This window comes from Novosphingobium sp. BL-S-33, from assembly GCF_056857025.1.
In genome coordinates this window covers 2,831,153-2,855,234 of sequence record NZ_CM166474.1, presented here as the reverse complement: position 1 = coordinate 2,855,234, position 24,082 = coordinate 2,831,153, and the positions used below count along the sequence as shown (strand labels likewise).

The following is a 24,082-nucleotide window of genomic DNA, read 5'->3' as shown; positions in this document are numbered from 1 at the left end:
GCGCGATATCGGGCTTTGCACCGTCGCGAGGCGCGTGAGGGCATGCGAAACTTGACCGTGACAGAAGAAATCAATGGATGAGGACAGAATGCAGGGAAGCGATCTGATCGATCTGGGCGGACAAGTGGCTCTGGTCACCGGCGCCGGACAGAATGCGGGCCGGGCGACCGCTCTGGAACTGGCGCGGCACAATGCGGGCGGCATCGCCGTGAACGACTACGTTGCCGAGCGGGCCGAGGCCGTGGCAGCCGAAGTGCGCGCGCTGGGCGTGCCGGCACTGGCGGTGCCGTTCGATGTTACCGATCTGGAAGCGGCAAGGGCGGCCAACGCGGCGATCACCCGGGAACTGGGCGCGGCGACCGTGCTCGTCAACAATGCCGGCATGGCGGGCCCCACGGCCTCGATCCGGCCGACGCAGAACTTCTGGGAGGAAGACCCGGCGCACTGGCAGCGCTATCTCGGCACCAATCTCTACGGTGTCTACAATTGCAGCTATGCGCTGATCCCCAACATGGTCGAGGCGAAGCGCGGGCGGATCGTCACCATCGTTTCGGATTCGGGCCGCGTGGGTGAGGCCAAGATGGCCGTCTATGCCTCGGCCAAGGCAGGCGCGCAGGGCTTCATGCGCTCGATCGCCAAGGAACTGGGGCGCTATAATGTGACCTGCAATTCGGTCTCGCTTTCGGCGCTGATGCCGGACATGAGCGAGGAACAACTGGCCGAAGTGACGGCGAGCGATCATGCCAAGGCGATGCTGTCGCGTTACACGATCCGCCGCTACGGCAAGTCGAGCGATGTGGCCGCGCTGGTGAGCTTCCTCTGCTCGAACGCGGCGGAATGGATCACGGGGCAGACCTATCCGCTTAACGGAGGCTACGCGCCTTCGGCCTGAGCCTGCTGCAAGGCACCTCGGCAGACGATCATCGTGCTGCCGAGGGTAGGCGGCGAGGGCTGTTTTCTCAGGTCCGCGCGCCCCGCGCGAAGAGCGGATGGTCGCACAGCGCATAGCTCGGGTCCGCTGCGCCCTGGCCGAGCAATCCGCCGCCGTCGAAGGGGCGGCGCAGCTTGAAGTCGTAGGTCACCACGCGCTTCGAGAAGCGCCATTTGCCGTCGGCACAGCGGCGGTAATTGTCGATGTAGCGCACCGCCATGAAGTCCTCTTCCTGCGAGCCGTCGCGCGCCGGAATGAGGTGCCACGCCAGCGCGTAGACTTCGCCGCAGGCCGTATCGCCCCCGGCATCCACGGCGATCATGTGGTTGCACACATGGTGGCCCGAATAGGGCATGTAGGGGAACGACCCCTCGATGAAACGGCAGTAGTCTTCCGCCGGACCATCGAAGCTGTCGCCATGCGAGTCGGTGGCATCTTCGGTGTAGAGATCGCGCAGCAGCGCAATGTCCTGCCGGTCGATCGCGCGCGAATAGAGCAGCACCAGGTCGCGGATCGCGTCCTTGTCGAGCAGTTCGCAGAGTGCCTTTTCGTCGATAGCCATGTCTTCGCCTTCTCGATTGCCGTGCTTTAAAGCAGCGCGCCGCCGTCCACCGGATAGACCTGCCCGGTGATGAAGCTGGCGCGCTCCCCTGCAAGGAATGCCACGATGCCGGCCATTTCCTCGGGCAACGCGAAAGGCCGGCCGACAAAAGTGCGGCGCTGACGGATTGCGCGATCTTCTTCGGACACGCTGGCGGTTCCGCGGCTGAACATGCCGGATTCGGGGTGGAAGCGACTGCCCTTGCTGAATGCGGCGGGATCGCGGGAGATCGTGGCGTAGGGCGCGATGGCGTTCACGCGGATACCGTGCTGACCCAGTTCCTTGGCCAGGACCACGGTGAAGCTGTGCACCGCGCCCTTGGCGGCCGAATAGACCGCAAGCTGGTAGTCGCCGACAAGCGCCGCGGTGGAGCCGACATTGACGATGGCGCCCGCCTTGCGCGCGATCATGCCCGGCAGCACGGCGTGGGTCATGCGCAGCACCGTGCCGAAATTGAGGTCGATATCGGCCATCCAGGTGGCGGGATCGGAATCGGCGAAGAAGCCCTGCGCGACATTGCCGCCCACGTTGTTGACCAGCACATCGACCGGGCCAAGTGTCTCGGCAGCGTCCAGCACGCGAGCCGGAGTGCCCGGGTCGGTGAGGTCGGCGGCAACGAAAAGCGCCTCAGGCGCTCCGGCCTGCCGGCATTCCTCGGCCAGTCGTGCGCCGGCCTCCGCATCGCGGCCAACCAGTACGGTCCGTGCCCCTTCGCGTGCCAGTTCGAGCGCTATGGCGCGGCCGATATTGGCGGTCGCCCCGGTGACGATCGCCAGTTTTCCGGCCAATCCGAGGTCCATTGTCCTGCTCCCCGCAATTCGTATTGCCGGTGGCTAGAGTGGATCGGAAGTCAGGGCAAACCGCCGGAGCGATCAGCCGCTGGGACCTTTAGGTGCTGTCATGAAGCGGAGAGATCAACCGTCGCTGTCGGAATCGGAACCGGAATCGCCATGGAACTGCGGCCTGCGCGAACTCAGCACGCAGCGCGTTTCGGTATCGGCGCCGTCCGCACCGACCACTCGCAGGAAGCCGGGCGAAATGCGGTGCAGGCGCATGCCCCTGAGCCCGCCGCCGGTCATCACCACGTCGTCGCCGGTTAACAGATAACTGCCGCGCACGCCGTCGACGCCTTTATAGCTGGAATAGATGACCACCTGGAAATTGAGCGTCGGCACCGGGATTCCCACCGGACCACCGGCATCGCCGTCCTTCTCGCAGTTGTAGCGGCCCAGCGCCAATGTTCCCAAGGGGCCGCCGGGGATCGGCGGTGCCGAGTTGCGCGCCGCCACCGGCGCGGCCATGGTCATCAGCAGGACGGGCGCAAGCAGCAATGCGGGCGCAAGCGCTCGGGCAGGGGCGAATAGGGCGCGATTCATGACCAATGCGCTAGCATTGGCGCGAAGCAATTGCCACAGTCAGTGTCCTCGGCTAAGGGCCCATGCTTTCCGTACACCGGCTCTTTCCCATCTTAAGGTTTACTCCATGAAGATCAGCGGCGTCGACATTCGTCCCGGCAATATCCTCGAATACGAAAAGGGCATCTGGAAAGTTGCCAAGACGCAGCACACCCAGCCGGGCAAGGGCGGCGCCTTCATGCAGGTCGAGATGAAGAACCTCATCGATGGCCGCAAGACGAACGTGCGCTTCCGCAGCGCCGACACTGTCGAAAAGGTGCGTCTCGACACCAAGGACTTCCAGTTCCTTTACGTCGAGGGTGACCAGCTGGTGTTCATGGACATCGAAACCTACGAGCAGATCCAGCTCCCGGCCGACCTGCTCGGCGATGCCGCGTCGTTCCTTCAGGACGGCATGCAGGTTCTTCTCGAACTGTGGGAAGAGCGTCCGATCTCGGTCCAGCTTCCCGAACAGGTTGAAGCCACCATCGTCGAAGCCGACGCCGTGGTGAAGGGTCAGACCGCCTCGTCCAGCTACAAGCCCGCCGTGCTCGACAACGGCGTGCGCGTGATGGTGCCGCCGCACATCGAAAGCGGTACGCGCATCGTCGTTGACGTGTACGAGAAGGCCTACGTCAGGAAGGCCGACTGATGCGCCGGGCGGTCGTTTCCGCGCTGCTCGCCGGTTCTCTGGCATTCGGCGCCTCGCCGGTGCTGGCGGCTGCGGCCAAGCCTGCCGCGAAGCCGGCCGCCGCGTCCGCAGCCAAGCCGGCCCCGCAGCCTGCGGCACCGCCGCCTGAGGTGCAGCACGCGCTGCTCTACCTCAAGGTGCTGATCTCCGGGCTCCAGTCCGACAAGGTTGATGAGCCGATCAAGGGTGTGCTGGTCGGCTGCCTCTACAACAATTCGCTCTCGCGGATCAGTACGGCGATGGACAAGGTCATCGCCGACAATCCCGAAAAGGTGCACCGCGACAAGCCTGATGAAATGCTGAGCGCCATGGTGGCGATCTGCAATCACAGCGCGCAGGCGGCACCCGGCCAAGCTGCACCGGGCCAGCCCGCGCCCGGAAAGCCCGTTCAGGGCCGATGACCGGGTCGGCGCGGCCGACTTGCATATGGATAACCGGCCGGTAACATCCGGCCATCGAAGGACTAAGGTATTATGGCGGCCATTTCCGGTCTCATGCGCGTGATGGAAAAGGCGGCCCGCAAGGCGGGCAACCGGCTCCGTCGCGACTTCGGCGAAATCGAGCACCTCCAGGTCTCGCGCAAGGGCCCGGCGGACTTCGTCTCCAAGGCCGATCAGGCTGCCGAGCGGACGATCTGGGACGAACTGCGCGCCGCGCGCCCCGATTGGGGCTTCCTGTTCGAGGAAGCGGGCGAGATCGAGGGCGATCCCACCAAGCCGCGCTTCATCGTCGATCCGCTCGACGGCACGACCAACTTCCTGCACGGCATTCCGCATTTCGCGATCTCGATCGCGGTGCAGGAACCGCGCCTTGACGGCAAGGGCTGGGGCGAAGTCACTGCCGGACTGATCTATCAGCCCGTCACCGACGAGAGCTACTGGGCCGAGAAGGCACGCGGTGCCTGGCTTCAGGATCGCCGCCTGCGCGTGTCCTCGCGCCGTCACCTCGATGAGAGCGTGATCGCCACCGGCATTCCGTTCGCGGGCCATGGCGATGCCGGGCAGTGGACGCGAATCTATCACGGGCTTGCCCCGCAGGTTGCGGGCATCCGCCGCTTCGGTTCGGCCGCGCTCGACCTCGCATGGGTGGCCTCGGGCCGTTACGAAGGCTTCTGGGAAGCCGATCTCAAGCCGTGGGACACGGCAGCAGGCTGCCTTCTCGTGCGTGAAGCCGGCGGCTTCGTTTCGGACTGGAAGGGCCGTTCGCCGTCGATCTGCGACACCGAGATCCTTGCCGGCAACGACGTTTTGCACTCGCGTCTCCACAAGATATTGGTAACTGCGCTCAAGTGACTTGAGCAAGGGCGCCGGCGCGGCTAAGGCGTCGGCGTCAGAGCAGTTCATCATCGTGTGAACGGCCGGCGTGCAAGCGTGCCCCTGTGGCGGAATGGTAGACGCGAACGACTCAAAATCGTTTGTCGCAAGGCGTGCCCGTTCGAGTCGGGCCAGGGGCACCACACGCGATTCGCCGGATCGATCATGATCCGGCCGAGAATGATCACCGGGAATCGGGCCTGCCTTATCGGCCGCCCTTCCTTGGTAAAATGCTGATGTTTCAGCGCCGATAATCCGAAATCCCGCGCAGTTTAACGGTTAAACACTGACGGCCCCGGCCGATTTGGGTCATTAGCCGTTTCGTCGCTCGATACGTCGATGCCTTCCGTATTGCGGACTTGCCGGCTCAGGCTGTCTTCCTCCGGTTCGCAAACTGCATTCGTATCGAGAACTGCTGGAATCCGGCCCGTTTCACGAGTGCCGAGTTGGACCGGGCGCGTGCGGTTTCCCCTACTGCCGCCGATCGGATTCCTGCATTTCCCGCAAGTCCGGCCACGCCCGCCCCCCGAGGACGGCCGTGGCTGCTTCGGGTCGCAAAACGGGCAGGAGTTCACTCCGCCCCGCTGCGCCGGTCTACTCCGGGGGAGTGGACCGGCGCGGATTGCCCTGAACCGCGCCGTACCGCGCCCGGTTGCATGCAACGGGCGGCAAGTGCGTTTGCCAAGTCTCTCTATCCGGACTATTTTGTCCGCGAAGGGAATGACATGGAACGTAGTCATGCCGAATTCCAGGACGCGCTTTCGCGCGTTGTCGGATCCGCTACTTTCCGATCCTCGCCGCGGCTTGCGGAACTTCTCACCCATCTTGTCACACAGACTGTCGCTGGTCATGCGGACAGGCTGAAAGGCTATGCCATTGCGCTCGATGTCTTCGGGCGGGACGAGGATTTCGATGCCTCGTCGGATTCGATCGTGCGCGTACAGATGACGCGGCTGCGCAAGGCGCTGGTCGAACACTATGCGGGAGAGGGGCAGGACGATCCCGTCCGCATCGTTATCCAGCGGGGCTCCTATGTGCCAACGCTGGAGGACGCGCCGGTTCGCACGTATGCGTCGGAACCGGCGCTGGTGACGGCGGCTCCAATTCCGCCAACGAATGAGGTGCCGGCCGGTACGGAGACAGCGCTCACCGATGCGGCTGACAGGAATGGACCGGCTGAGCCGGACGCCCATGTCTCGCCCGCGATGGATACCCCCCCAATCGAGCCCCGCCGCGAAGACATGATCCATTCGGCGAGCGCGCTGAACTTGCGCCGCCGCGCCTGGGTACTGCTGGCAGTGCTGGCGCTCGTATCTGCGCTGCTGATCGTCTATTGGCCGGGGGACGAGCGCGATACCGCGATCGCCCGTGCCGGAGAAATGCCGCAGGGGCCGACAGTCTTCGTTGTCCCGTTCGCCCTCAGCGGGGCCTCGCCCGAAATCACGCAAGTGCGCGATGGCATCCAGTACGATCTCGTCAATTATCTCTCCCAGCTACCCAATCTCGCGGTGATTGGCCTGGACGAGAACGGGGTCTCGCCGGCGGTCGAGCGGCGGGCGAAAGCGGCGCCGCGCGGCAGCAGTTTCGTGCTGCAGGGCTCCGTCGTGGCGGCGGGGGACAAGTTCCGCGTGAACTCCAGCCTTGTGCGGATTCCCGGCGGGGTGGTGGTCTGGTCGCAGAACAGCGATTTGCTCTCCTATGATCCCAAGCATCTGCTCCAACTTCAGTCCGAGATCGCGCTGGGCGTCGCTTCCCGGCTCGGGCAGCCCTACGGCGTGATCCACGAGACGATGCGACAGGATCTCGAAAACCACCGCGATGTCTCGATGGAGCACTATTTCTGCGAATTGCGCGCGTTCGAGTTCATGCGCAGCAAGCAGCCCGGCACGCTCGGACCGGTCAAGGCGTGCCTTGAGCGCGCGGTTGCCGCCAATCCCAACTATTCGAACGGCTGGGCGCTGCTCTCGTGGGTTCACACCTATCAGGCCGTCGCCGAGGGCACCGGCAGTTCGCAGGCCGCACTCGATGCCGCGTCAAGGGCGGTGGCGGCGAATGCGACCAATGCGCAGGCATATCAGTTCCTGGCGATCGCGCGTTTCCACAACGGCGACTTCGACGCCGCGCGCGAGGCGATCGGCAAGGCGCTGGAAATCAGCCCCAACAATTCCGAGATCCTTGCCGACGCGAGCCGGCTGCTCGGTGTGCTGGGCGAGCATGACATTGCCCCGGCGCTGGCCGAGAAGGCTATCCAGCTCAATCCCGGCCATCCGGCATGGTACTGGTCCGGGCTGGTGATCGATGCCCTTTTCCGCGAGGACGGCGCGCAGGCCGTGCACTATGCCCGCCTCAATGCCGAGGATCGCGGGCTCATTCCGCGCTATCTGCTGGCGTCGGCCTATGCGCTGGACGGGCAAGTGCAGGCGGCGGGCAAAGTGCTCGATCAGGCCGCGAAGGACTATCCCAAAGTCGCGCGGGATCGGCGGCAACTGGTGCGCGAACTGCATATGCCGGACTTCGTGACGCGCCCGCTTGAGGAGCATGGCCTGCTGGGGGCCTGAAGTACCGGAGCGGGTTGGAGAAAGTCGCGAACAGAGCGGCTTGTCGGACTGCCCAGCACGACATAGGCTGTGCTTCATGAAAGCCAGCGCAACCCTGTTCGTCACTGTCTCCGCAGCCGTTTTCGGCTTTTCCTCCCCGGCACTGGCCGCTGCGCCGCAGGACGAGCTTTCAGCCACGATCAGCCGCGACTTGCCGGGTTTGATGACGATCTATCGCGATCTTCACGCTCATCCCGAACTGAGCACACAGGAACTGCGCAGCGCTGCCATCCTTGCCAAGGCCGCGAGGGACGCAGGCTTCACCGTTACCGAGAAAGTCGGCGGAACCGGCGTCGTTGCCGTCCTCAAGAACGGCGAGGGGCCGACCGTGCTGATCCGCGCCGACATGGACGCGTTGCCGGTGGTCGAGCAGACGGGGCTGCCGTTCGCCTCGAAGCAGCGCGGCACGTCCACCGCCGGGGTCGAGAGCGGCGTCATGCACGCGTGCGGGCACGATACGCATATGACCGCGTGGATCGAGACCGCGCGGCTCATGGCGGCGCATAAGTCCGAGTGGTCGGGCACGCTAGTGATGATCGGCCAGCCTGCAGAGGAGACGGGCGAGGGCGCGCTCGCGATGCTCAAGGACGGGCTCTATACCCGCTTCCCGAAGCCCGATTTCACGCTGGCCTTCCACGATTCGGCGGATCTTCCTGCCGGGCAGGTGGGCGCGGCGGTGGGCTGGGCGCTCGCCAATGTCGACAGCGTCGACATGGACGTAAAGGGCATCGGCGGCCACGGTGCCTACCCGCAGACGACCAAGGACCCGATCGTTCTGGCCAGCAGCATCGTCATGAAGCTGCAAACGCTTGCCAGCCGCGAAACCAATCCGCTCGATCCGGTGGTGGTGACGGTGGGCTCGTTCCACGCCGGAGCCAAGCACAATGTCATTTCCGACGATGCCAAGCTCCAGCTGACCGTGCGCAGCTATTCGGATGAGACGCGTGAGCACCTGCTCGACGGGATCCGGCGCATTGCGCGCGGCGAGGCCATCGCCTCCGGCCTGTCGGACGATCTCATGCCGGTCATTACCGTCAAGGAACCGCATACGCGAGCAACATGGAACTCGCCGGAATTCACCCAGACGGCCGTCGCCGATCTCAAGGGAAAGATGGGCGATACCAATGTGATCATCACGCCTTCGGTCATGGGCGGTGAGGATTTCGGCGAATTCCGCCGTGCGGACGAGAACCATATCCAGTCGGTGATTTTCTGGGTGGGCGGGGTCGATCCGGCCAAACTGGCTGCTGCCAAGTCCGGCGGGGCGCCGCTGCCTTCGCTTCACAGCCCGTTCTGGGCACCGGTGGCGGACAAGGTCATTTCCTCGGGCAGCGAGGCGATCACGCTCACCGCGATGAGGCTGATGCCACGCACCTGATCTCTTAAGATATCGCATCTACCGGGCTGTAAATCCGCCCGACATCGATGCCAGGCAAAGGACGCATTCGGCTGAAATCGGTGCGTCCCGCGGCAATGGCGATTGTCAGATTTACCGACAGTTTACCCATTTTCCTTAGGATCGGGGCAAGGCCGCATCCGGCCCGGCAAATGGCGCCCCCGCGACTATGATTCGCCTGTTCAAACATTACATTCCCCACGCGGTCGTGCTGCTCTGGCTTGTCGACGTGGTGCTGCTGGCGCTGGCCAACGAAATCTCGTGGCGGCTGCGCGCGGAGCAGATCGGAATGGAGGCGGGCGATCTTGCCGGCCGGCTCGGGGTCCACGGCGCCTTTGCGGCGGTGATCGTGCTCGCCATGGTCGCGGTCGGGGTATACGGCGGCGATGCGCTGCGCTCCATGCGCTTTGCGGCCGCCCGTCTGCTGGTGGCGGTTTCGCTGGGCGTGATCGCGCTTTCCTTCGTCGATTTCCTGGTTGCCGGGCAGCACTTCTGGCGCTCGACGCTGGCCTATTCGATGGCGTTCGCGATCCTGCTGCTGATGGCCAACCGGCTGGTGTTGAGCGGTTTCCTTGGCACATCCGCGTTCCGTCGTCGCGTGCTGGTGCTCGGCGCCGGAAATCGGGCGCAGCGTCTGCGCGATCTGGCCGAACGGCCGGAGAGCGGCTTCGCCATCGTCGGCTACATCGGCATGAGCGAGGCCAAGCCGGTGGTCGAGGAAGCGATAGCGCGCGGCGCGATTCACGATCTGACCCGCTTCGTGGGCAATCTTGGCGTCAGCGAAGTCGTCCTCGCGCTGGAGGAACGGCGCAATTCGCTGCCGCTCAAGGACCTGTTGCGGATCAAGACCACCGGTGTCCACGTCAACGAGTTCTCCAGCTTTCTGGAACGCGAAACCGGCCGCGTCGATCTCGATACGGTCAATCCCAGCTGGCTGATCTTCTCCGACGGCTTTTCCTCGGGCCGGATGCTTTCCAGCGCGGCCAAGCGCGTGTTCGACATCTGTGCGAGCGCTCTGCTGCTGGTTTTGGCCGCGCCCGTCATCGTCCTGTTCGCGCTGATCGTGAAGATCGACAGCCGGGGCCCGGCGTTCTACCGGCAATCGCGCGTGGGCCTGTTCGGTGAGGCTTTCGACGTGGTGAAGCTGCGCTCGATGCGCACCGATGCCGAAATCGCGGGTGCAAAGTGGGCACAGAAGGACGACCCCCGCATTACCCGCGTCGGCCGCTTCATCCGCAAGGTGCGGATCGACGAACTGCCGCAGGCCTGGAGCGTACTCAAGGGCGAGATGAGCTTCGTGGGCCCGCGTCCGGAGCGGCCCGAATTCGTGGCCGATCTAGAAGAACAACTGCCCTATTACGCTGAGCGGCACATGGTGAAGCCGGGGATCACTGGCTGGGCGCAGATCAATTACCCTTATGGCGCCTCGATCGAGGATTCCCGCCACAAGCTCGAATTCGATCTCTATTACGCGAAGAACTACACGCCATTCCTCGATTTTCTGATCATTCTTCAGACGTTGCGAGTGGTGCTGTGGAGCGAGGGGGCACGATGATTATCGGGCAACAGACCGCCATATTGTGGTCGAGCGTCGGCGCCGCGCTCAACCTCTCCGGAGCGGTCGCCGTGGCGAGCCTGGCGTTCTGGCTCTGGCCGCAGCGCGGGCGCTTCGCCAAGGCCGGCACGCCGATCGTCGCCGCGCTGTTGCTGACTGCGACATGGGCAGTAGCCGCAGCGGCGACCGCGAACATGCTGACAGTCTCTCTGGCAGAGAGCGCGCGCAATCTGGGCTGGTTGATGGCCGTATACGCGCTGTTCGCCAGCGATGGGCGCCACGCCAGCCTCGCGCCGATCCGTCCGGTAATCTACGCGCTGGTCTTCGTTGAAGTGCTGCATCTGGGGGTAGACCTTGGCCTTTCGCGCCCCGCTTTCGAGCGGCATATTGTGCAAGTGGCATTCGACTTCACGGTGATGCTTCGTCTGTTGGTGGCCGTGGGCGGGCTGGTGCTGGTCCACAACCTCTACGCCGGTGCGCCGCGTGAGGCGCGCGGAGCGCTGCGCTGGCCGGCAGCAGGGCTCGCGGTGCTTTGGGCCTTCGACCTCAACCTTTACACGATCGCTTATCTGGGGGGCACATGGCCGGTAGAGATCGCGGCCCTGCGGGGGCTTTCGGCGATGGCGTTGGCGGCATGCCTTGCCATCGGCGCGGCGCGCAACCGTGACGAACTGCGCCTGCGCCCCTCGCGCGCGGTGACGTTCCAGACGTTTTCGCTGCTGGTGATCGGCGTCTACCTCGTCGCCATGGTCGCCGTGGCGCAGTGGCTGGCTTATGCAGGAGGCGATTTCGCGCGCCTGATCGAACTGGCCTTCCTGACGCTGGCCAGCGCTTTTGCGCTTGTCGTGCTACCGTCGCGGCGGGTGCGGGGCTGGCTGAAAGTGACGCTGGCCAAGCACTTCTTCCAGCACCGATATGACTACCGCGAGGAATGGCTGCGGTTCACGCGCACCATCGGCAGCGGCGGCGAACAGGCGCTGCCCTTGGGAGAGCGCGTGGTCCAGTCGGTCGCAGATGTCACCGCCAGCGCGGCAGGCCTGCTGCTGACCCCCGGCGATCAGGGCGACCTCACCATTGCCGCGCGCTGGAACTGGCGTGACATCGACGTTCCCGCGGTGGCCTACCCGCTGCGTGCGCTGGCGCCGTTCGAGAGGCACGCCTTCATCGCTGACCTTGATGAGCAGCGCACCGGCGTCATGGCCGGCGGACACGAAGTCGAAGTCCCGGCATGGCTGCTGGCCGAGCCGCGCGCCTGGGCGCTGGTGCCGCTGGTGCATTATGAGCGGCTCGTCGGCATGGTCGTGCTTGCGCGTCCGCAACTGACGCGCAAGCTGGACTGGGAGGATTTCGACCTGCTGCGCGTGATCGGCCAGCAGCTTGCGAGCTACCTTGCGGAGAATTCCAGTCAGGAAGCACTGGCGGAATCGAGCCGGTTCGAAGATTTCCACCGCCGCATCGCTTTCGTGATGCACGATATCAAGAACCTCGCCAGCCAGTTCAGCCTGCTGGCCCGCAATGCCGAGCTTCATGCTGACAAGCCCGCGTTCCGCGCCGACATGCTGGTGACGCTGCGCAATTCGTCGGACAAGCTCAACGCCTTGCTGGCCCGCCTTTCGCGCTATGGAAACGGCGCGGTGGACAAGCTGGAACCGGTTCCCGCAGGTGATGTCGCACGGGGCGTGATCGAGCGATTCCGCGACAATCCGCAAGTCGTTCTGGCGGAAACGCTGGAGATCATGGTCACGGCGAACCGTCATTCGCTCGATCAGGTGCTCGTCCACCTCATTCAGAACGCGCTCGATGCCAGTGAGCCTGACAGTCCCGTGTTCCTCTCGCTCGCCACGGACGGCCTGAATGCCCGGTTCGAAGTGCTCGATTCCGGTTGCGGGATGTCCGCCGAATTCGTGCGTAACCGCCTGTTCAAGCCGTTCGTCTCCACCAAGAGCGGCGGCTTCGGCATTGGCGCGTTCGAAGCCCGCGAGCTGGTGCGGGCGATGCGCGGCCGCCTCGAAGTGGAATCCCGCGAGGGGCTGGGATCGCGCTTCGTCGTCCGCATCCCGCTCGCCGCCGCCACCGATTTTTACCAGACCCTTGCCGCCAAGGATCAGAAAGTAGCCTGAGATGACAGAAACTTCCAAGGCGCTGCCGAAGCTGCTTGTCGTAGAGGACGATGCCGGGCTTCAGGCCCAGCTCAAGTGGGCTTACGAGGATTTCGAGGTCCTGATCGCGGGCGACCGCGCGCAGGCCATGGCGCTGCTGCGTTCCGAAATGCCCGATGTCGTGACGCTCGATCTCGGCCTGCCGCCCGATCCCGACGGCGTGACCGAGGGTTTTGCCGTGCTCGACGAGATCATGGCGTTGAAGCCCGATACTAAGGTGATTGTCGCCTCGGGCCATGGCGCGCGCGAATCCGCGCTTCAGGCCATCGCGCGCGGGGCTTACGACTTCTACAAGAAGCCGGTCGATATCGATGCGCTGGGGCTGATCGTGCGCCGTGCGCTTCAGTTGCATCGACTTGAGGACGAGAACCGTCGTCTGGCCTCCAAGGTGGAGAAGGACGACAAGGTTCTCGGCCGCATGATCACCGCAGCGCCGGAAATGGTGCGCGTCGCGCGGACGATCGAGCGTGTGGCCAACACCAATGTCTCGGTGATGCTGCTCGGCGCGTCGGGCACCGGCAAGGAACTGCTGGCGCGCGGGCTGCACGAGGCGAGCGGGCGGGCCAAGGGTGAATTCGTGGCGATCAATTGCGCCGCGATTCCCGAGAACCTGCTGGAAAGCGAGCTGTTCGGGCACGAGAAGGGCGCTTTCACCGGGGCCGTGAAGACCACCCCCGGCAAGATCGAGCAAGCGGGCGGCGGTACGCTGTTCCTCGACGAAGTGGGCGATATTCCGCTCCAGCTTCAGGTGAAGTTGCTGCGCTTCCTTCAGGAGCGCGTGATCGAGCGCGTGGGTTCGCGGGAGTCGATCCCCGTCGATACGCGCATCGTCTGCGCCACGCATCAGGATCTGGAGGCGATGATCGCCGATGGACGGTTCCGCGAGGACTTGTTCTATCGGCTCGCCGAGATCGTCGTGAAGATCCCCAGCCTTGCCGAGCGGCCGGGCGACGCGACCTTGCTCGCGAAGGCCTTCCTCAATCGCTACGCCAAGGAAATGAACCCGCGCGTGCGGGGCTTTTCCGCCGATGCGCTGGCGGCAATCGATGCATGGCAATGGCCGGGCAATGTCCGCGAACTGGAGAATCGGGTGAAGCGCGCCGTCATCATGGCGGACGAAAAGCTGGTCTCTGCCGTCGATCTCGACCTCGCCGAGCCGGACGAACAGGTGGCCAATGCCCTCAATCTTAAGACCGCGCGTGAGCAGGCCGACCGCAAGGTGATCCGCCATGCACTGGCCCGCAGCGAGGGCAATATTTCCAGCACTGCCAAGATGCTGGGGATCAGTCGGCCGACGCTGTACGACCTGCTGAAGCAGTACGATTTACAGAGCTGATTGGTTCGCATTGCCAAAGAAAAAGGCCGGTAGCGCATTCAGCGCCACCGGCCTTTTCTATGCCTTCAAGGCGGACCCGATCAGATGTGTATCGGCTTGCCCTGCACGGCCATGGCCGCTTCCTTGATCGCTTCCGAGTGGGTCGGGTGCGCGTGGCAGGTGTAGGCGATGTCTTCCGAGGTCGCGCCGAATTCCATGGCCTGCGCGGCTTGGGCGATCATCGTGCCGGCCACCGAAGCAATGCACCACACGCCGAGAACGCGGTCGGTTTCGGCGTCGGCGATCACCTTCACGAAGCCGTCGGGCTCGTGGTTGGTCTTGGCGCGCGAGTTGGCAAGCATCGGGAACTTGCCGACCTTCACCGCTCCGCGAGCCTTGGCGGCTTCTTCGGTCAGACCGACGCCCGCGATTTCCGGCTGCGTGTAGACCACGCCCGGGATCACGTCGTGGTTCACGATGCCGGTCAGGCCCGCGATGTTCTCAGCCACGGCGATACCTTCGTCTTCGGCCTTGTGGGCGAGCATCGGGCCGGGGATCACGTCGCCGATAGCCCAGACGCCGTCGACCTTGGTGCCGAAGTCGTGGTCGGTCTCGATCTGGCCGCGCTGGTTGAGTTCGAGGCCGATGTTCGCGAGGCCGAGGCCGTCGGTGTTCGGCTTGCGGCCGATGGCGACGAGCACGACATCAGCGTCGATCATTTCGGCAGCGCCGCCAGCGGCGGGCTCGACGGTGACCTTGGCAGCCTTGCCTTCAACGGCAACGCCGGTGACCTTGGTCGAGAGCTTGAGCGTCATGCCCTGCTTCTTGAAGATCTTGGCGGCTTCCTTGCGGACGTCGAGGTCCATGCCGGGCAGCAACTGGTCGAGGAATTCGACGACGGTGACTTCCGTGCCGAGACGACGCCAGACCGAACCGAGTTCAAGGCCGATCACACCGCCGCCGATGACGACCATCTTCTTGGGAACCGAGGCCAGTTCCAGCGCGCCGGTCGAGTCCACGACCACACCGCCGGCGTTGTCGATTTCCACGCCCGGAAGCGGGGTGACCGAGGAACCGGTGGCGATCACGATGTTCTTGGCGGTGACGGTCTTGCCGGCCACTTCGACGCTGTGCGCGTCCTTGAACTGGGCGTAGCCCTTCAGCCAGTCGATCTTGTTCTTCTTGAACAGGAATTCGATGCCGCCGGTCAGGCCCTTCACCGCGTCAAGGCGCTGGCCCTGCATGGTGTCGAGGTCCAGCTCGGGCGTGACCTTGATGCCCATCTTGGCCATCGAGCCGCCTTCCTTCGCCGCTTCGAAGTATTCCGAAGCGTGGAGCAGCGCCTTCGAGGGGATGCAGCCGACGTTGAGGCAGGTACCGCCCAGCGTCTCGCGGCCTTCGGCGCAGGCGGTCTTCAGACCGAGCTGCGCGGCGCGGATCGCTGCGACATAGCCGCCGGGGCCGGCACCGATGACAAGGACGTCGTAATCGTAATCAGCCATTGTTTAGGCCTCCGTCGCGCTAAGGGGCTTCGACAAGCTCAGCCTGAGCGGGAATTGTTCTAACTTCAAGTAACTACCGCGCGACATCCGCTCATCTGCGAGCTTGTCGAAGGTTGCCGCGCGGCATTGGACCCTCAGAGGTCGATGAGGAGACGCGTGGGATCCTCGATCGCTTCCTTGATCGTCTTGAGCGCGGTGACTGCCTCGCGGCCGTCGATGATGCGGTGATCGTAGGACAGCGCGATGTACATCATCGGGCGGATCACGATCTCGCCGTTACGCACGACCGGACGGTCCTCGATGCGGTGCAGGCCGAGCACGGCCGACTGCGGGGGGTTGATGATCGGGGTCGACATCAGGCCGCCGAACACGCCGCCGTTCGAGATGGTGAAGGTGCCGCCGGCCATGTCGGCCATGGTCAGCGTGCCTTCCTTGGCCTTCTTGCCGAATTCGGCAATGGCCTTCTCGATGCCGGCGAAGCCCAGCTTGTCGCAGTCCTTCACGACCGGAACGACAAGGCCGTTCGGGGCCGAGACGGCGATCGAGATGTCGACGTAGTCGTGGTAGACGATCTCGTCACCGTCGATCTGCGCGTTGACGGCCGGGATGTCCTTGAGCGCCAGGACCGAAGCCTTGGCGAAGAACGACATGAAGCCCAGCTTGATGCCGTGCTTCTTCTGGAACACGTCCTTGTACTTCTCGCGCGCTTCAATGACGGCCGACATGTCGACGTCGTTGAAGGTGGTGAGAAGTGCGGCGTTGTCCTGCGCGGACTTCAGGCGCTTGGCGATCGTCTGGCGCAGACGCGTCATCTTGACGCGTTCCTCGTTGCGTGCGGCCGGGGCAGCAGCAGCCGGGACCGAGGCGGCAGGTGCCGAAGCCGGCTTGTTCTTGGCCGCTTCAAGGACGTCGTCCTTGGTGATGCGGCCGTCCTTGCCGGTGCCCTTGATGGTGGCCGGATCGATGCCGTGTTCCAGGATCGCGCGGCGCACGGCCGGCGACAGCACCGACGAACCGGCGGCAGCGTCGTCCGCTGCGGGAGCCGCAGCAGGGGCGACGGCAGCGGCTGCCGGGGCAGGGGCCGGAGCAGAAGTGGCCGGTGCGGCAGCGGCGGCGGGGGCCGCAGCGGCGCCCGAACCGGCTTCGATCGTGGCGATCAGCGCGCCGACGACGACGGTGTCGCCTTCCTTGACAAGCTGCTGGCCCATGACGCCGGCATGCGGCGCCATGACGTCGATGGCGACCTTGTCGGTCTCCAGGCTGGCGATGGGTTCGTCAGCGGCAACCGCTTCGCCGGGCTGCTTCAGCCACTGGCCGATGGTGGCCTCGGCGACGGATTCCCCAAGGACGGGGACCTTGACTTCGGTGGTCATGATTTATCTCAAGCCTTCTGCTTGCGGCGGAGTTCGGAACGTACGGAGAGGTGCAGCGCATCGGCAACCAGCGCGGCCTGTTCGGCGACGTGGCGCTTGGCGAGACCGGTGGCCGGCGAGGCCGAGGCGTTGCGGCCGGCATAACGGGGACGCGGCTGGGCGACACCGGCTTCCTTGGCGGCAGCTTCGATCTGCGATTCGACGAAGAACCAGGAACCGTTGTTCTGCGGTTCTTCCTGGCACCAGACGATCTCTTCGAGATTCGGCATGCGCGACAGGCGCTTGGTCAGCGGCTCGCCCGGGAAGGGATAGAGCTGTTCCATGCGGATGATCTGCGTGTCGTCGATCTCGGCGGCATCGCGGGCTTCTAGGATGTCATAGAAGACCTTGCCCGAGCACAGGATGACCTTCTTCGTCGCCACATCGCTCGGCGCATTGGGGTCCGAGAGCAGGCGGCGGAAGTGGCCGTCACCGAGGAATTCCGAAGCGGGCGACTTGGCCAGCGGATGACGCAGAAGCGACTTCGGCGTCATGATGACCAGCGGCTTGCGGAACGGACGGTGCATCTGACGGCGCAGAACGTGGAAGTAGTTCGCGGGCGTCGTGATGTTGCAGACCTGGATGTTATCCTGCGCGCAGAGCTGCAGGTAACGCTCCAGACGGGCCGACGAGTGCTCCGGACCCTGGCCTTCGTAGCCATGGGGCAGGAGCATGACGAGGCCGTTGGCGCGCAGCCACTTGGACTCGGCCGAGGCGACGTACTGGTCGATGATGATCTGCGCGCCGTTGGCGAAATCGCCGAACTGCGCTTCCCACAGCACCAGGGTCTTCGGATCGGCGCTGGCATAGCCGTACTCGAAACCGAGCACGCCATATTCCGAAAGCGTCGAGTTCAGCACCTCGAAGCTGCCGTGGGGCAGGGTCTTCAGCGGCGTGTACTTGTGCTCGTCCTTCTGGTCGACCCAGACGGCGTGACGCTGCGAGAAGGTGCCGCGTTCGCAGTCCTGACCTGACAGACGCACGCTGTAGCCTTCGGTGACGAGGCTGCCGAAAGCGAGTGCTTCCGCCGTGGCCCAGTCGAAGCCGTCGCCCGACTTGAACATCTCGTCCTTGGCGGCGATCACGCGGGCCAGCGTCTTGTGGACGGTGAGGTCTTCAGGAACGGTGGTCAGCACGCGGCCGAGGCTGTCGAATAGCTTGTTCTCGATGCCGGTTTCGACGTTGCGACGCGCGGTTTCGGGATCGGCAGGCTTGTGGAAGCCGCTCCACTGACCGGCGAACCAGTCGGCCTGGTTGGCCTTGTAGGTCTTGGCGGCCTCGAACTGCTCTTCCAGATGCTGCGTGAACGCGGCCTCGGTCTGCGGCAGGAACGCGTCGTCGATGACGCCTTCCTTCTTCAGACGCTCGGCATAGATCTGGCTGACCGGCGGGTGCTGGCGGATCTGCGCGTACATCAGCGGCTGCGTGAAACCAGGCTCGTCGCCTTCGTTGTGGCCGAAGCGGCGATAGCACCACATGTCGATCACGATGTCGCGGCCGAAGGTCTGGCGATAGTCGATCGCCAGCTTGCACGCGAAGGTCACGGCAGCCGGATCGTCACCGTTGACGTGCAGGATCGGGGCCTGAACGCCCTTCGCCACGTCCGACGGGTACGGCGAGTTGCGCGCGAACTGCGGGCTCGTCGTGAAGCCGATCTGGTTGTTGATGATGAAGTGGATGCAGCCGCCGGTGTTGTAGCCCTTCACGCCCGAGAGGCCGAAGCACTCCCAGATGATGCCCTGGCCGGCGAAGGCCGCGTCACCGTGGATGAGGACCGGCAGCACCTGCTTGTGCTTGGCGCCGGGGCCGACGTCGTCGCCGATGTCGTCCGCGATCGTCTGGTAGGCGCGGACCTTGCCGAGCACGACAGGATCGACGGTTTCGAGGTGCGACGGGTTGGGCATCAGGCTCATGTGGACCTTGATGCCGTCGAACTCACGGTCGGCCGAAGTGCCGAGGTGGTACTTCACGTCGCCCGAGCCGCCGACGTCTTCCGGGTTGGCGGTGCCGCCCGAGAATTCGTGGAAGATGACCTTGTAGGGCTTGGCGAGGACGTTGGCGAGCACGTTCAGGCGGCCGCGGTGGGCCATGCCGTACACGATTTCCTTCACGCCCAGCGTGCCGCCGTACTTGATCACGGCTTCCAGCGCCGGGATCATGGCTTCGCCGCCGTCGAGGCCGAAGCGCTTCGTGCCGACGTACTTCTTGCCGAGGAACTTCTCGTACTGCTCACCGCGAACGACGGCTTGAAGGATCGCCTTCTTGCCTTCGACGGTGAACTCGATCTCCTTGTCGGCGCCTTCCATGCGCTCCTGGAGGAAGCGGCGCTCCTCGACATCGGAGATGTGCATGTATTCGAGGCCGACCTTGCCGCAATAGTTGGCGCGCAGGATCTGCACGATCTCGCGAACGGTCGTCCACTCAAGGCCCAGCGCGCCGCCGACGTAGACCGGACGGTCCTGCGCAGCGCCCACGAAGCCGTGGTATTCGGGGGTCAGGTCAGCCGGAAGCTGGCGCTGGTTAAGACCAAGCGGGTCGAGTTCCGCCGCCAGGTGACCGCGCACGCGATATGTGCGGATCAGCATCATGGCGCGGATGGCATCGGCCGCCGCTTCGTCTATGCGGGACTGGTCGATCTTCGGACCACCCTTGGCGGCGGCCTTCTCGATCTGGACCTTAAGCGCCGCGGGGTCGAGGCCCTGCGTCAGGTCGTCCTCGAACTCGGCGCCGACGAGGGGCCAGTTCTTGCGCTGCCAGCTGGGTCCGGCCTGAGGGCCGTCGAGGGCGCCATTGTCAGCCGAGCCGGGGGTGAAGTCGAAACTCTCGTCGCCCATGGGAATCACCTTCATGTGGCGTCGGGAGGGGATTCCCGGCGCTACCGAGCATAATCTGCGCGAAGCCGGAATCCGGGGAGGAATTCCCGGTTCTTCGCATATCATCCGGCGTCAAATCGCACCGGCTATTTATAGACCCGTGGCGGCGGCAATGGGCTGCCGCCACGGGCAAAACTGGTTACGCCAGTTCCTTGAGAACCTCGACCAGCGTCTCGCCAAGCAGCGAGGGCGAGGGGGAGACGCGGATGCCCGCTTCTTCCATCGCCGCGATCTTGTCCTCGGCGCCGCCCTGGCCGCCCGACACGATCGCGCCGGCGTGGCCCATGCGGCGGCCCGGAGGCGCCGTGCGGCCGGCGATGAAGCCAACCATCGGCTTCTTGCGGCCACGCTTGGCTTCGTCCTTGAGGAACTGCGCCGCTTCTTCTTCGGCGCTGCCGCCGATTTCGCCGATCATGATGATCGACTTGGTTGCTTCGTCGGCCAGGAACAGTTCCAGGACGTCGATGAAGTTGGTGCCGTTGACCGGGTCACCGCCGATGCCGACGGCCGTGGTCTGGCCGAGGCCGGCGTTGGTGGTCTGGAACACGGCTTCATAGGTAAGCGTGCCCGAGCGCGAAACAACGCCCACCGAACCCTTGGAGAAGATGCTGCCGGGCATGATGCCGATCTTGCATTCGCCGGGGGTCAGGACGCCGGGGCAGTTCGGGCCGATCAGGCGCGACTTCGAGCCCGAGAGGGCGCGCTTCACGCGGACCATGTCGAGAACCGGGATACCCTCGGTGATCGCGACGATCAGTTCCATCTCGGCGTCGATCGCTTCGAGGATCGAATCGGCGGCGAACGGCGGCGGAACGTAGATGCAGGTGGCCGAGGCGCCCGTGGCGGCCTTGGCTTCAGCAACGGTGTTGTAGTTCGGCAGACCGATGTGGGTCGTGCCGCCCTTGCCCGGGGTCACGCCGGCGACCATCTGCGTGCCATACGCAAGGGCCTGCTCGGTGTGGAAGGTGCCGGTGGCACCGGTCATACCCTGGGTAATGACCTTGGTGTTCTTGTCGACGAGAATGGACATAGGGGAATCCTAATTCCTGTTCCTGAGGTAGGCCGAAGTGCGGCTTGGGAAGCGCCATGGCGCAAATTCTGCGAAGTGCAACCGTCCAAGTCGTAAAATCAACGGCCCTGAAAATATCCGGACCGCCCGAAGGCTCTACCGGCAGGGTGCCGGGAGCCTTCGGGCGGTCTTTCGGATCAGGCCAGCGAGCCGTCGATCGCCTTACAAGCGACCAGCAGTTCCTTGACCGCATCGATCGAGACCTGAAGACCGGCCTTCGCCTTTTCGTTCAGTTCGATTTCGATGACCTGCTCGACGCCGCCGGCGCCGATCACGACGGGCACGCCGACGTAAAGATTGTCGACGCCATACTGGCCTTCGAGGTGCGCGGCGCAGGGCAGAACGCGCTTCTGGTCGCCCAGGTACGATTCAGCCATGGCGATCGCCGAAGCGGCCGGTGCGTAGAAGGCTGAACCGGTCTTGAGCAGGGCAACCACTTCGCCGCCGCCGTTGGCGGTGCGCTTGACGATGGCGTCGATACGCTCCTGCGTGGACTTGCCCATCTTGATGAGGTCGGGAACCGGGATGCCCTTGACGGTCGAGTATTCGACCACCGGCACCATGGTGTCGCCGTGGCCGCCGAGCACGAACGAGGTCACGTCGCGGACCGAAACGCCGAATTCCCAGGCCAGGAAGGTCGAGAAGCGGGCCGAGTCCAGCACGCCGGCCATGCCGACGACCTTGTTGTGGGGCAGGCCCGAGAATTCGCGCAGCGCCCAGACCATCGCGTCGAGCGGGTTGGTGATGCAGATCACGAATGCGTCGGGTGCATTGGCGGCGATGCCTTCGCCGACCGACTTCATCACCTTGAGGTTGATGCCGAGCAGGTCGTCGCGGCTCATGCCGGGCTTGCGGGCAACACCGGCGGTGACGATGATGACGTCTGCGCCGGCGATGTCTGCATAGTCGTTGGTGCCGGTGATCTTGGCGTCGAAGCCTTCAACCGGACCGCACTGCGACAGATCGAGCGCCTTGCCCTGCGGCAGGCCTTCTGCGACGTCGAAGAGGACGATATCGCCCAGTTCCTTCTGCGCGGCGAGGTGCGCGAGGGTGCCGCCGATGTTGCCGGCGCCGATGAGGGCAATCTTCTTACGAGCCATGATGCGTGCTTGTCCTTCCCACAAGGCGGGATCGACGGACTATAAGGCGGCCTGCTTTCGTCCCGCTGAAGGCAGGTGCCGGGTTCAACGAAGGGCGCGTTACGCCCCTCGATCCGACATTGCAACCGGGAAACCGCTTTGCATCCGCATGGCGACGAAGATTTTACCGATAATAGTTCGCAATTGCAATAGGGGGGTAGGAAGCGCGGGAAACTGGGCCCGGAATCGCATCCGACCAACCGCTCGGCGCAAGAGCAACCGCGCAATTCGCAAGCCTGTGGCAGCCTTGCGTTGCCCGGATTCTCCCGCAGCAAAATGGCACTCGCAAGAACGGACGATGCGAGTCGGCGCGTCGGCAAGGCGCGTTGTCGCGATTGGGGTGGCAAGGCAAAGGGCAAACGAAAGAGGCGCGGGCCTTTCGACCCGCGCCTCTTTTATGGATTTCGATGGGGAAACGAGGTCAGGCGCCGTTGGCGATCTTGCGTGCGAGCGCTTCAGCCATTCGGCGGTCAAGCTGGCGGCAGATCGCCACCCACCAGTTGCAGGCCTTCTCGTCACCGTGGAGCCGGGCTTCCTCGGCATTGGCGCGGGCATGCCGCGCGGCGGACAGGCCGTAGACCGCGAAGTGGCGCAAGGCCTCGGTCAGCATCCGCTGGTCATGGCCGTTCTGGTTGGCGGCGGAAGGGAGGAGCGGGCCGGACGCGAAAGTGCTGCGACGTTTCGGGTCGTTGTCGTTCGCGGCGTCGAGCGGCGCCCAGGCACAGCGCATGCGCTTGATAACCGGCGTCATCCCGCCCCGTGCAGCGGAAAAGCGAATGGTCATCGTCGCAGGCCCTTTTTGTGATTGTCGTAGGGCCTTCTATTGCCACGGAGCCCGCTAAGTCTTCGTGAGGGGCTATGGTTTCCAGAGTGTTCAGATTAACTAGGGAAAGACCCTTATCAGGTGCCTGGGGCGGCGATCCATTTGCCGGAATTGGCATATTCAGGACGGATGCCCTGCGCCTCCGGCAGGCCCTGCGCGCGGTCAATGGCATCGCCGCCGCGGGCGCGCACGTCCTGCGTGTAATGCGGGGGCGGTGAAGGCGTAGAAGCGGCGTCGCTCTCGGCTGGCGGAGGCGCAGTTGGCGCCGTAGCGAAGGTGCGTTGCAGCGCGACCGGATCCAGCGCGGCATCGGCCAGGGCGCTGGCGGCGGACAAGTCGCGCGGGCGCGGCGCGGCCATCGGCTCGCCACCAAGATAGGCGAGGCGGAACGCGGCAGGCGCGCCCGCCGAACCTTCGAAGCTGTAGAACCGGTGCGCGCCGATCGTGGTGAGATAATGCAGGGTCGGCGCCCAGTAGGGATTGATCTGGATCGTATGGTAGTGCGTCGCGAGGCCCACGGGCGCGTAGACATAACCGGCCAGCGCGGCGCGGGCGACAGCGGCGGCGCGGTCCCAGAAAAAGCGCTGCGGCGCGCGGGCCAGCGACCCGTCGCAGGCGAAGGTGAACTGGCAGCCGGTCGGCCGCTCCGACCCCTGAAACACGACGCCGCACACGGTCTTGGGATAGGCGGGATGCGCAAGGCGGTTGAGCACGACTTGCGCCACCGCGCGCTGCCCGGCATCGGGCTCGGTCGCGGCCTCGTAATAGATCGCCATGGTCATGCACTGCTGCGCGCGGGCCCGGTCCAGTTCGGTGCCGGCGAAACGAAACGCGCGGGCTACCGGTCCTGACGGATCGGCGGGAAGGGCCGCGCTGCCGTCGTTCGTCTCCACGTCCGGCTCTGGTTGGAGATAATAATAAGCAGAGCCCGGGAAGCTGCTGCCGGGCTGCTCGAAGGGCATCGGCAGCACGGCGCCCTCACCACTACGGGCATCGGCGATAGTAAAGCGATCCCAATTGCCGGGTTCGGCCACGGCGGGCAGGGCGACGGCCGCCAGCGCCCCAGCCCCAAGCGCCCAGCGTCGCCGTAGCCGCCGCCGGGCATGACGTCGCCCGCCGCGCGCGAACTTCCCTGTGAAGTCGCGCGGGCGCGGCTCCATCTGGGTGAGTGCGGCAGGGAAGGAGATTTCGGTCACGCGGTCGTCCTAGCGGTTCGGCGCGGACAGCGCATGCGCGCGCTCGCGACTGTCCCGGAGCGGCACGATCTGACGGAAAAAGATGAAGGAGTGGCGAACGGGCCGTTACGCCGGCC

At 64.8% G+C, this 24,082-nt stretch carries 19 protein-coding genes and 1 tRNA gene; 10 read left to right on the top strand and 10 right to left on the bottom strand.

The window, feature by feature from the left end; translation table 11 throughout:
* The first annotated feature begins 73 nt into the window (after positions 1-73).
* Positions 74-892 carry an SDR family NAD(P)-dependent oxidoreductase gene (locus AC1VVM_RS13305; protein WP_482904304.1) on the top strand — a complete coding sequence of 273 codons (819 nt, stop codon included), beginning with the start codon at positions 74-76 and terminating at the stop codon, positions 890-892.
* A gap of 67 nt (positions 893-959) precedes the next feature.
* Here the strand turns inward: AC1VVM_RS13305 and AC1VVM_RS13300 are convergent, their stop codons facing one another.
* The 3 genes from AC1VVM_RS13300 to AC1VVM_RS13290 all read right to left on the bottom strand — a co-directional run bounded on the left by AC1VVM_RS13300 (position 960) and on the right by AC1VVM_RS13290 (position 2,908).
* Positions 960-1,493, bottom strand: coding sequence for a nuclear transport factor 2 family protein (locus AC1VVM_RS13300; RefSeq protein ID WP_482904303.1), 534 nt, complete (start codon positions 1,491-1,493; stop codon positions 960-962).
* A gap of 26 nt (positions 1,494-1,519) precedes the next feature.
* Positions 1,520-2,332 (bottom strand): SDR family NAD(P)-dependent oxidoreductase, encoded by an 813-nt coding sequence (locus tag AC1VVM_RS13295; protein WP_482904302.1) that lies wholly within the window; start codon positions 2,330-2,332, stop codon positions 1,520-1,522.
* Between the two features lie 114 nt (positions 2,333-2,446).
* Positions 2,447-2,908: a hypothetical protein gene (locus AC1VVM_RS13290; RefSeq protein ID WP_482904301.1), complete on the bottom strand. Its 462-nt coding sequence runs from the start codon at positions 2,906-2,908 to the stop codon at positions 2,447-2,449.
* A gap of 106 nt (positions 2,909-3,014) precedes the next feature.
* Here AC1VVM_RS13290 and efp point away from each other — a divergent pair, with 106 nt between their 5' ends.
* From efp to prsR, 9 genes are all read left to right on the top strand, one after another.
* The gene (efp, locus tag AC1VVM_RS13285) at positions 3,015-3,578 is read left to right on the top strand and encodes an elongation factor P (protein ID WP_132385529.1); all 564 of its coding nucleotides are present in this window, start codon (positions 3,015-3,017) and stop codon (positions 3,576-3,578) included.
* Positions 3,578-4,018 (top strand): hypothetical protein, encoded by a 441-nt coding sequence (locus AC1VVM_RS13280; protein ID WP_482904300.1) that lies wholly within the window; start codon positions 3,578-3,580, stop codon positions 4,016-4,018. Before efp ends, AC1VVM_RS13280 begins: the two co-directional genes overlap by 1 nt.
* Positions 4,019-4,090: 72 nt before the next feature.
* The gene (locus AC1VVM_RS13275) at positions 4,091-4,909 is read left to right on the top strand and encodes an inositol monophosphatase family protein (protein WP_132385527.1); all 819 of its coding nucleotides are present in this window, start codon (positions 4,091-4,093) and stop codon (positions 4,907-4,909) included.
* An 80-nt stretch (positions 4,910-4,989) separates the two neighbouring features.
* Positions 4,990-5,073: transfer RNA gene (locus AC1VVM_RS13270), tRNA-Leu, on the top strand.
* Between the two features lie 582 nt (positions 5,074-5,655).
* Positions 5,656-7,488, top strand: coding sequence for a tetratricopeptide repeat protein (locus AC1VVM_RS13265; RefSeq protein ID WP_482904299.1), 1,833 nt, complete (start codon positions 5,656-5,658; stop codon positions 7,486-7,488).
* A 76-nt stretch (positions 7,489-7,564) separates the two neighbouring features.
* Entirely contained in the window at positions 7,565-8,905 is a 1,341-nt protein-coding gene (locus AC1VVM_RS13260; RefSeq protein ID WP_482904298.1) for an amidohydrolase, read from the top strand.
* Positions 8,906-9,092: 187 nt separating this feature from the next.
* The gene (locus AC1VVM_RS13255; RefSeq protein WP_482904297.1) at positions 9,093-10,478 is read left to right on the top strand and encodes a TIGR03013 family XrtA/PEP-CTERM system glycosyltransferase; all 1,386 of its coding nucleotides are present in this window, start codon (positions 9,093-9,095) and stop codon (positions 10,476-10,478) included.
* Complete coding sequence (gene prsK, locus AC1VVM_RS13250; RefSeq protein ID WP_482904296.1) at positions 10,475-12,598, top strand: XrtA/PEP-CTERM system histidine kinase PrsK; 2,124 nt, start codon at positions 10,475-10,477, stop codon at positions 12,596-12,598. The genes AC1VVM_RS13255 and prsK overlap by 4 nt, the downstream gene beginning before the upstream one ends.
* 1 nt (position 12,599) lies before the next feature.
* On the top strand, positions 12,600-13,973 hold the full coding sequence (gene prsR, locus AC1VVM_RS13245; protein WP_482904295.1) for a PEP-CTERM-box response regulator transcription factor: 1,374 nt from the start codon (positions 12,600-12,602) through the stop codon (positions 13,971-13,973).
* An 80-nt stretch (positions 13,974-14,053) separates the two neighbouring features.
* On the opposite strand, the gene lpdA is transcribed toward prsR, so the two are convergent.
* From lpdA to AC1VVM_RS13210, 7 genes are all read right to left on the bottom strand, one after another.
* Positions 14,054-15,454, bottom strand: a complete 1,401-nt coding sequence (gene lpdA, locus AC1VVM_RS13240; RefSeq protein ID WP_482904294.1) for a dihydrolipoyl dehydrogenase — start codon at positions 15,452-15,454, stop codon at positions 14,054-14,056.
* A 134-nt stretch (positions 15,455-15,588) separates the two neighbouring features.
* On the bottom strand, positions 15,589-16,827 hold the full coding sequence (odhB, locus tag AC1VVM_RS13235) for a 2-oxoglutarate dehydrogenase complex dihydrolipoyllysine-residue succinyltransferase (RefSeq protein ID WP_482904293.1): 1,239 nt from the start codon (positions 16,825-16,827) through the stop codon (positions 15,589-15,591).
* 8 nt (positions 16,828-16,835) lie between these two features.
* Positions 16,836-19,700, bottom strand: coding sequence for a 2-oxoglutarate dehydrogenase E1 component (locus AC1VVM_RS13230; RefSeq protein ID WP_482904292.1), 2,865 nt, complete (start codon positions 19,698-19,700; stop codon positions 16,836-16,838).
* 178 nt (positions 19,701-19,878) lie between these two features.
* A complete protein-coding gene (gene sucD, locus AC1VVM_RS13225) occupies positions 19,879-20,769 on the bottom strand; it encodes a succinate--CoA ligase subunit alpha (protein WP_132385518.1) in 891 nt (296 codons plus the stop codon).
* Between the two features lie 176 nt (positions 20,770-20,945).
* A complete protein-coding gene (gene mdh, locus AC1VVM_RS13220; protein ID WP_132385517.1) occupies positions 20,946-21,908 on the bottom strand; it encodes a malate dehydrogenase in 963 nt (320 codons plus the stop codon).
* A gap of 460 nt (positions 21,909-22,368) precedes the next feature.
* On the bottom strand, positions 22,369-22,731 hold the full coding sequence (locus AC1VVM_RS13215) for a hypothetical protein (protein ID WP_482904291.1): 363 nt from the start codon (positions 22,729-22,731) through the stop codon (positions 22,369-22,371).
* Positions 22,732-22,847: 116 nt separating this feature from the next.
* On the bottom strand, positions 22,848-23,966 hold the full coding sequence (locus AC1VVM_RS13210) for a cell wall hydrolase (RefSeq protein ID WP_482904290.1): 1,119 nt from the start codon (positions 23,964-23,966) through the stop codon (positions 22,848-22,850).
* Between the last annotated feature and the right edge of the window lie 116 nt (positions 23,967-24,082).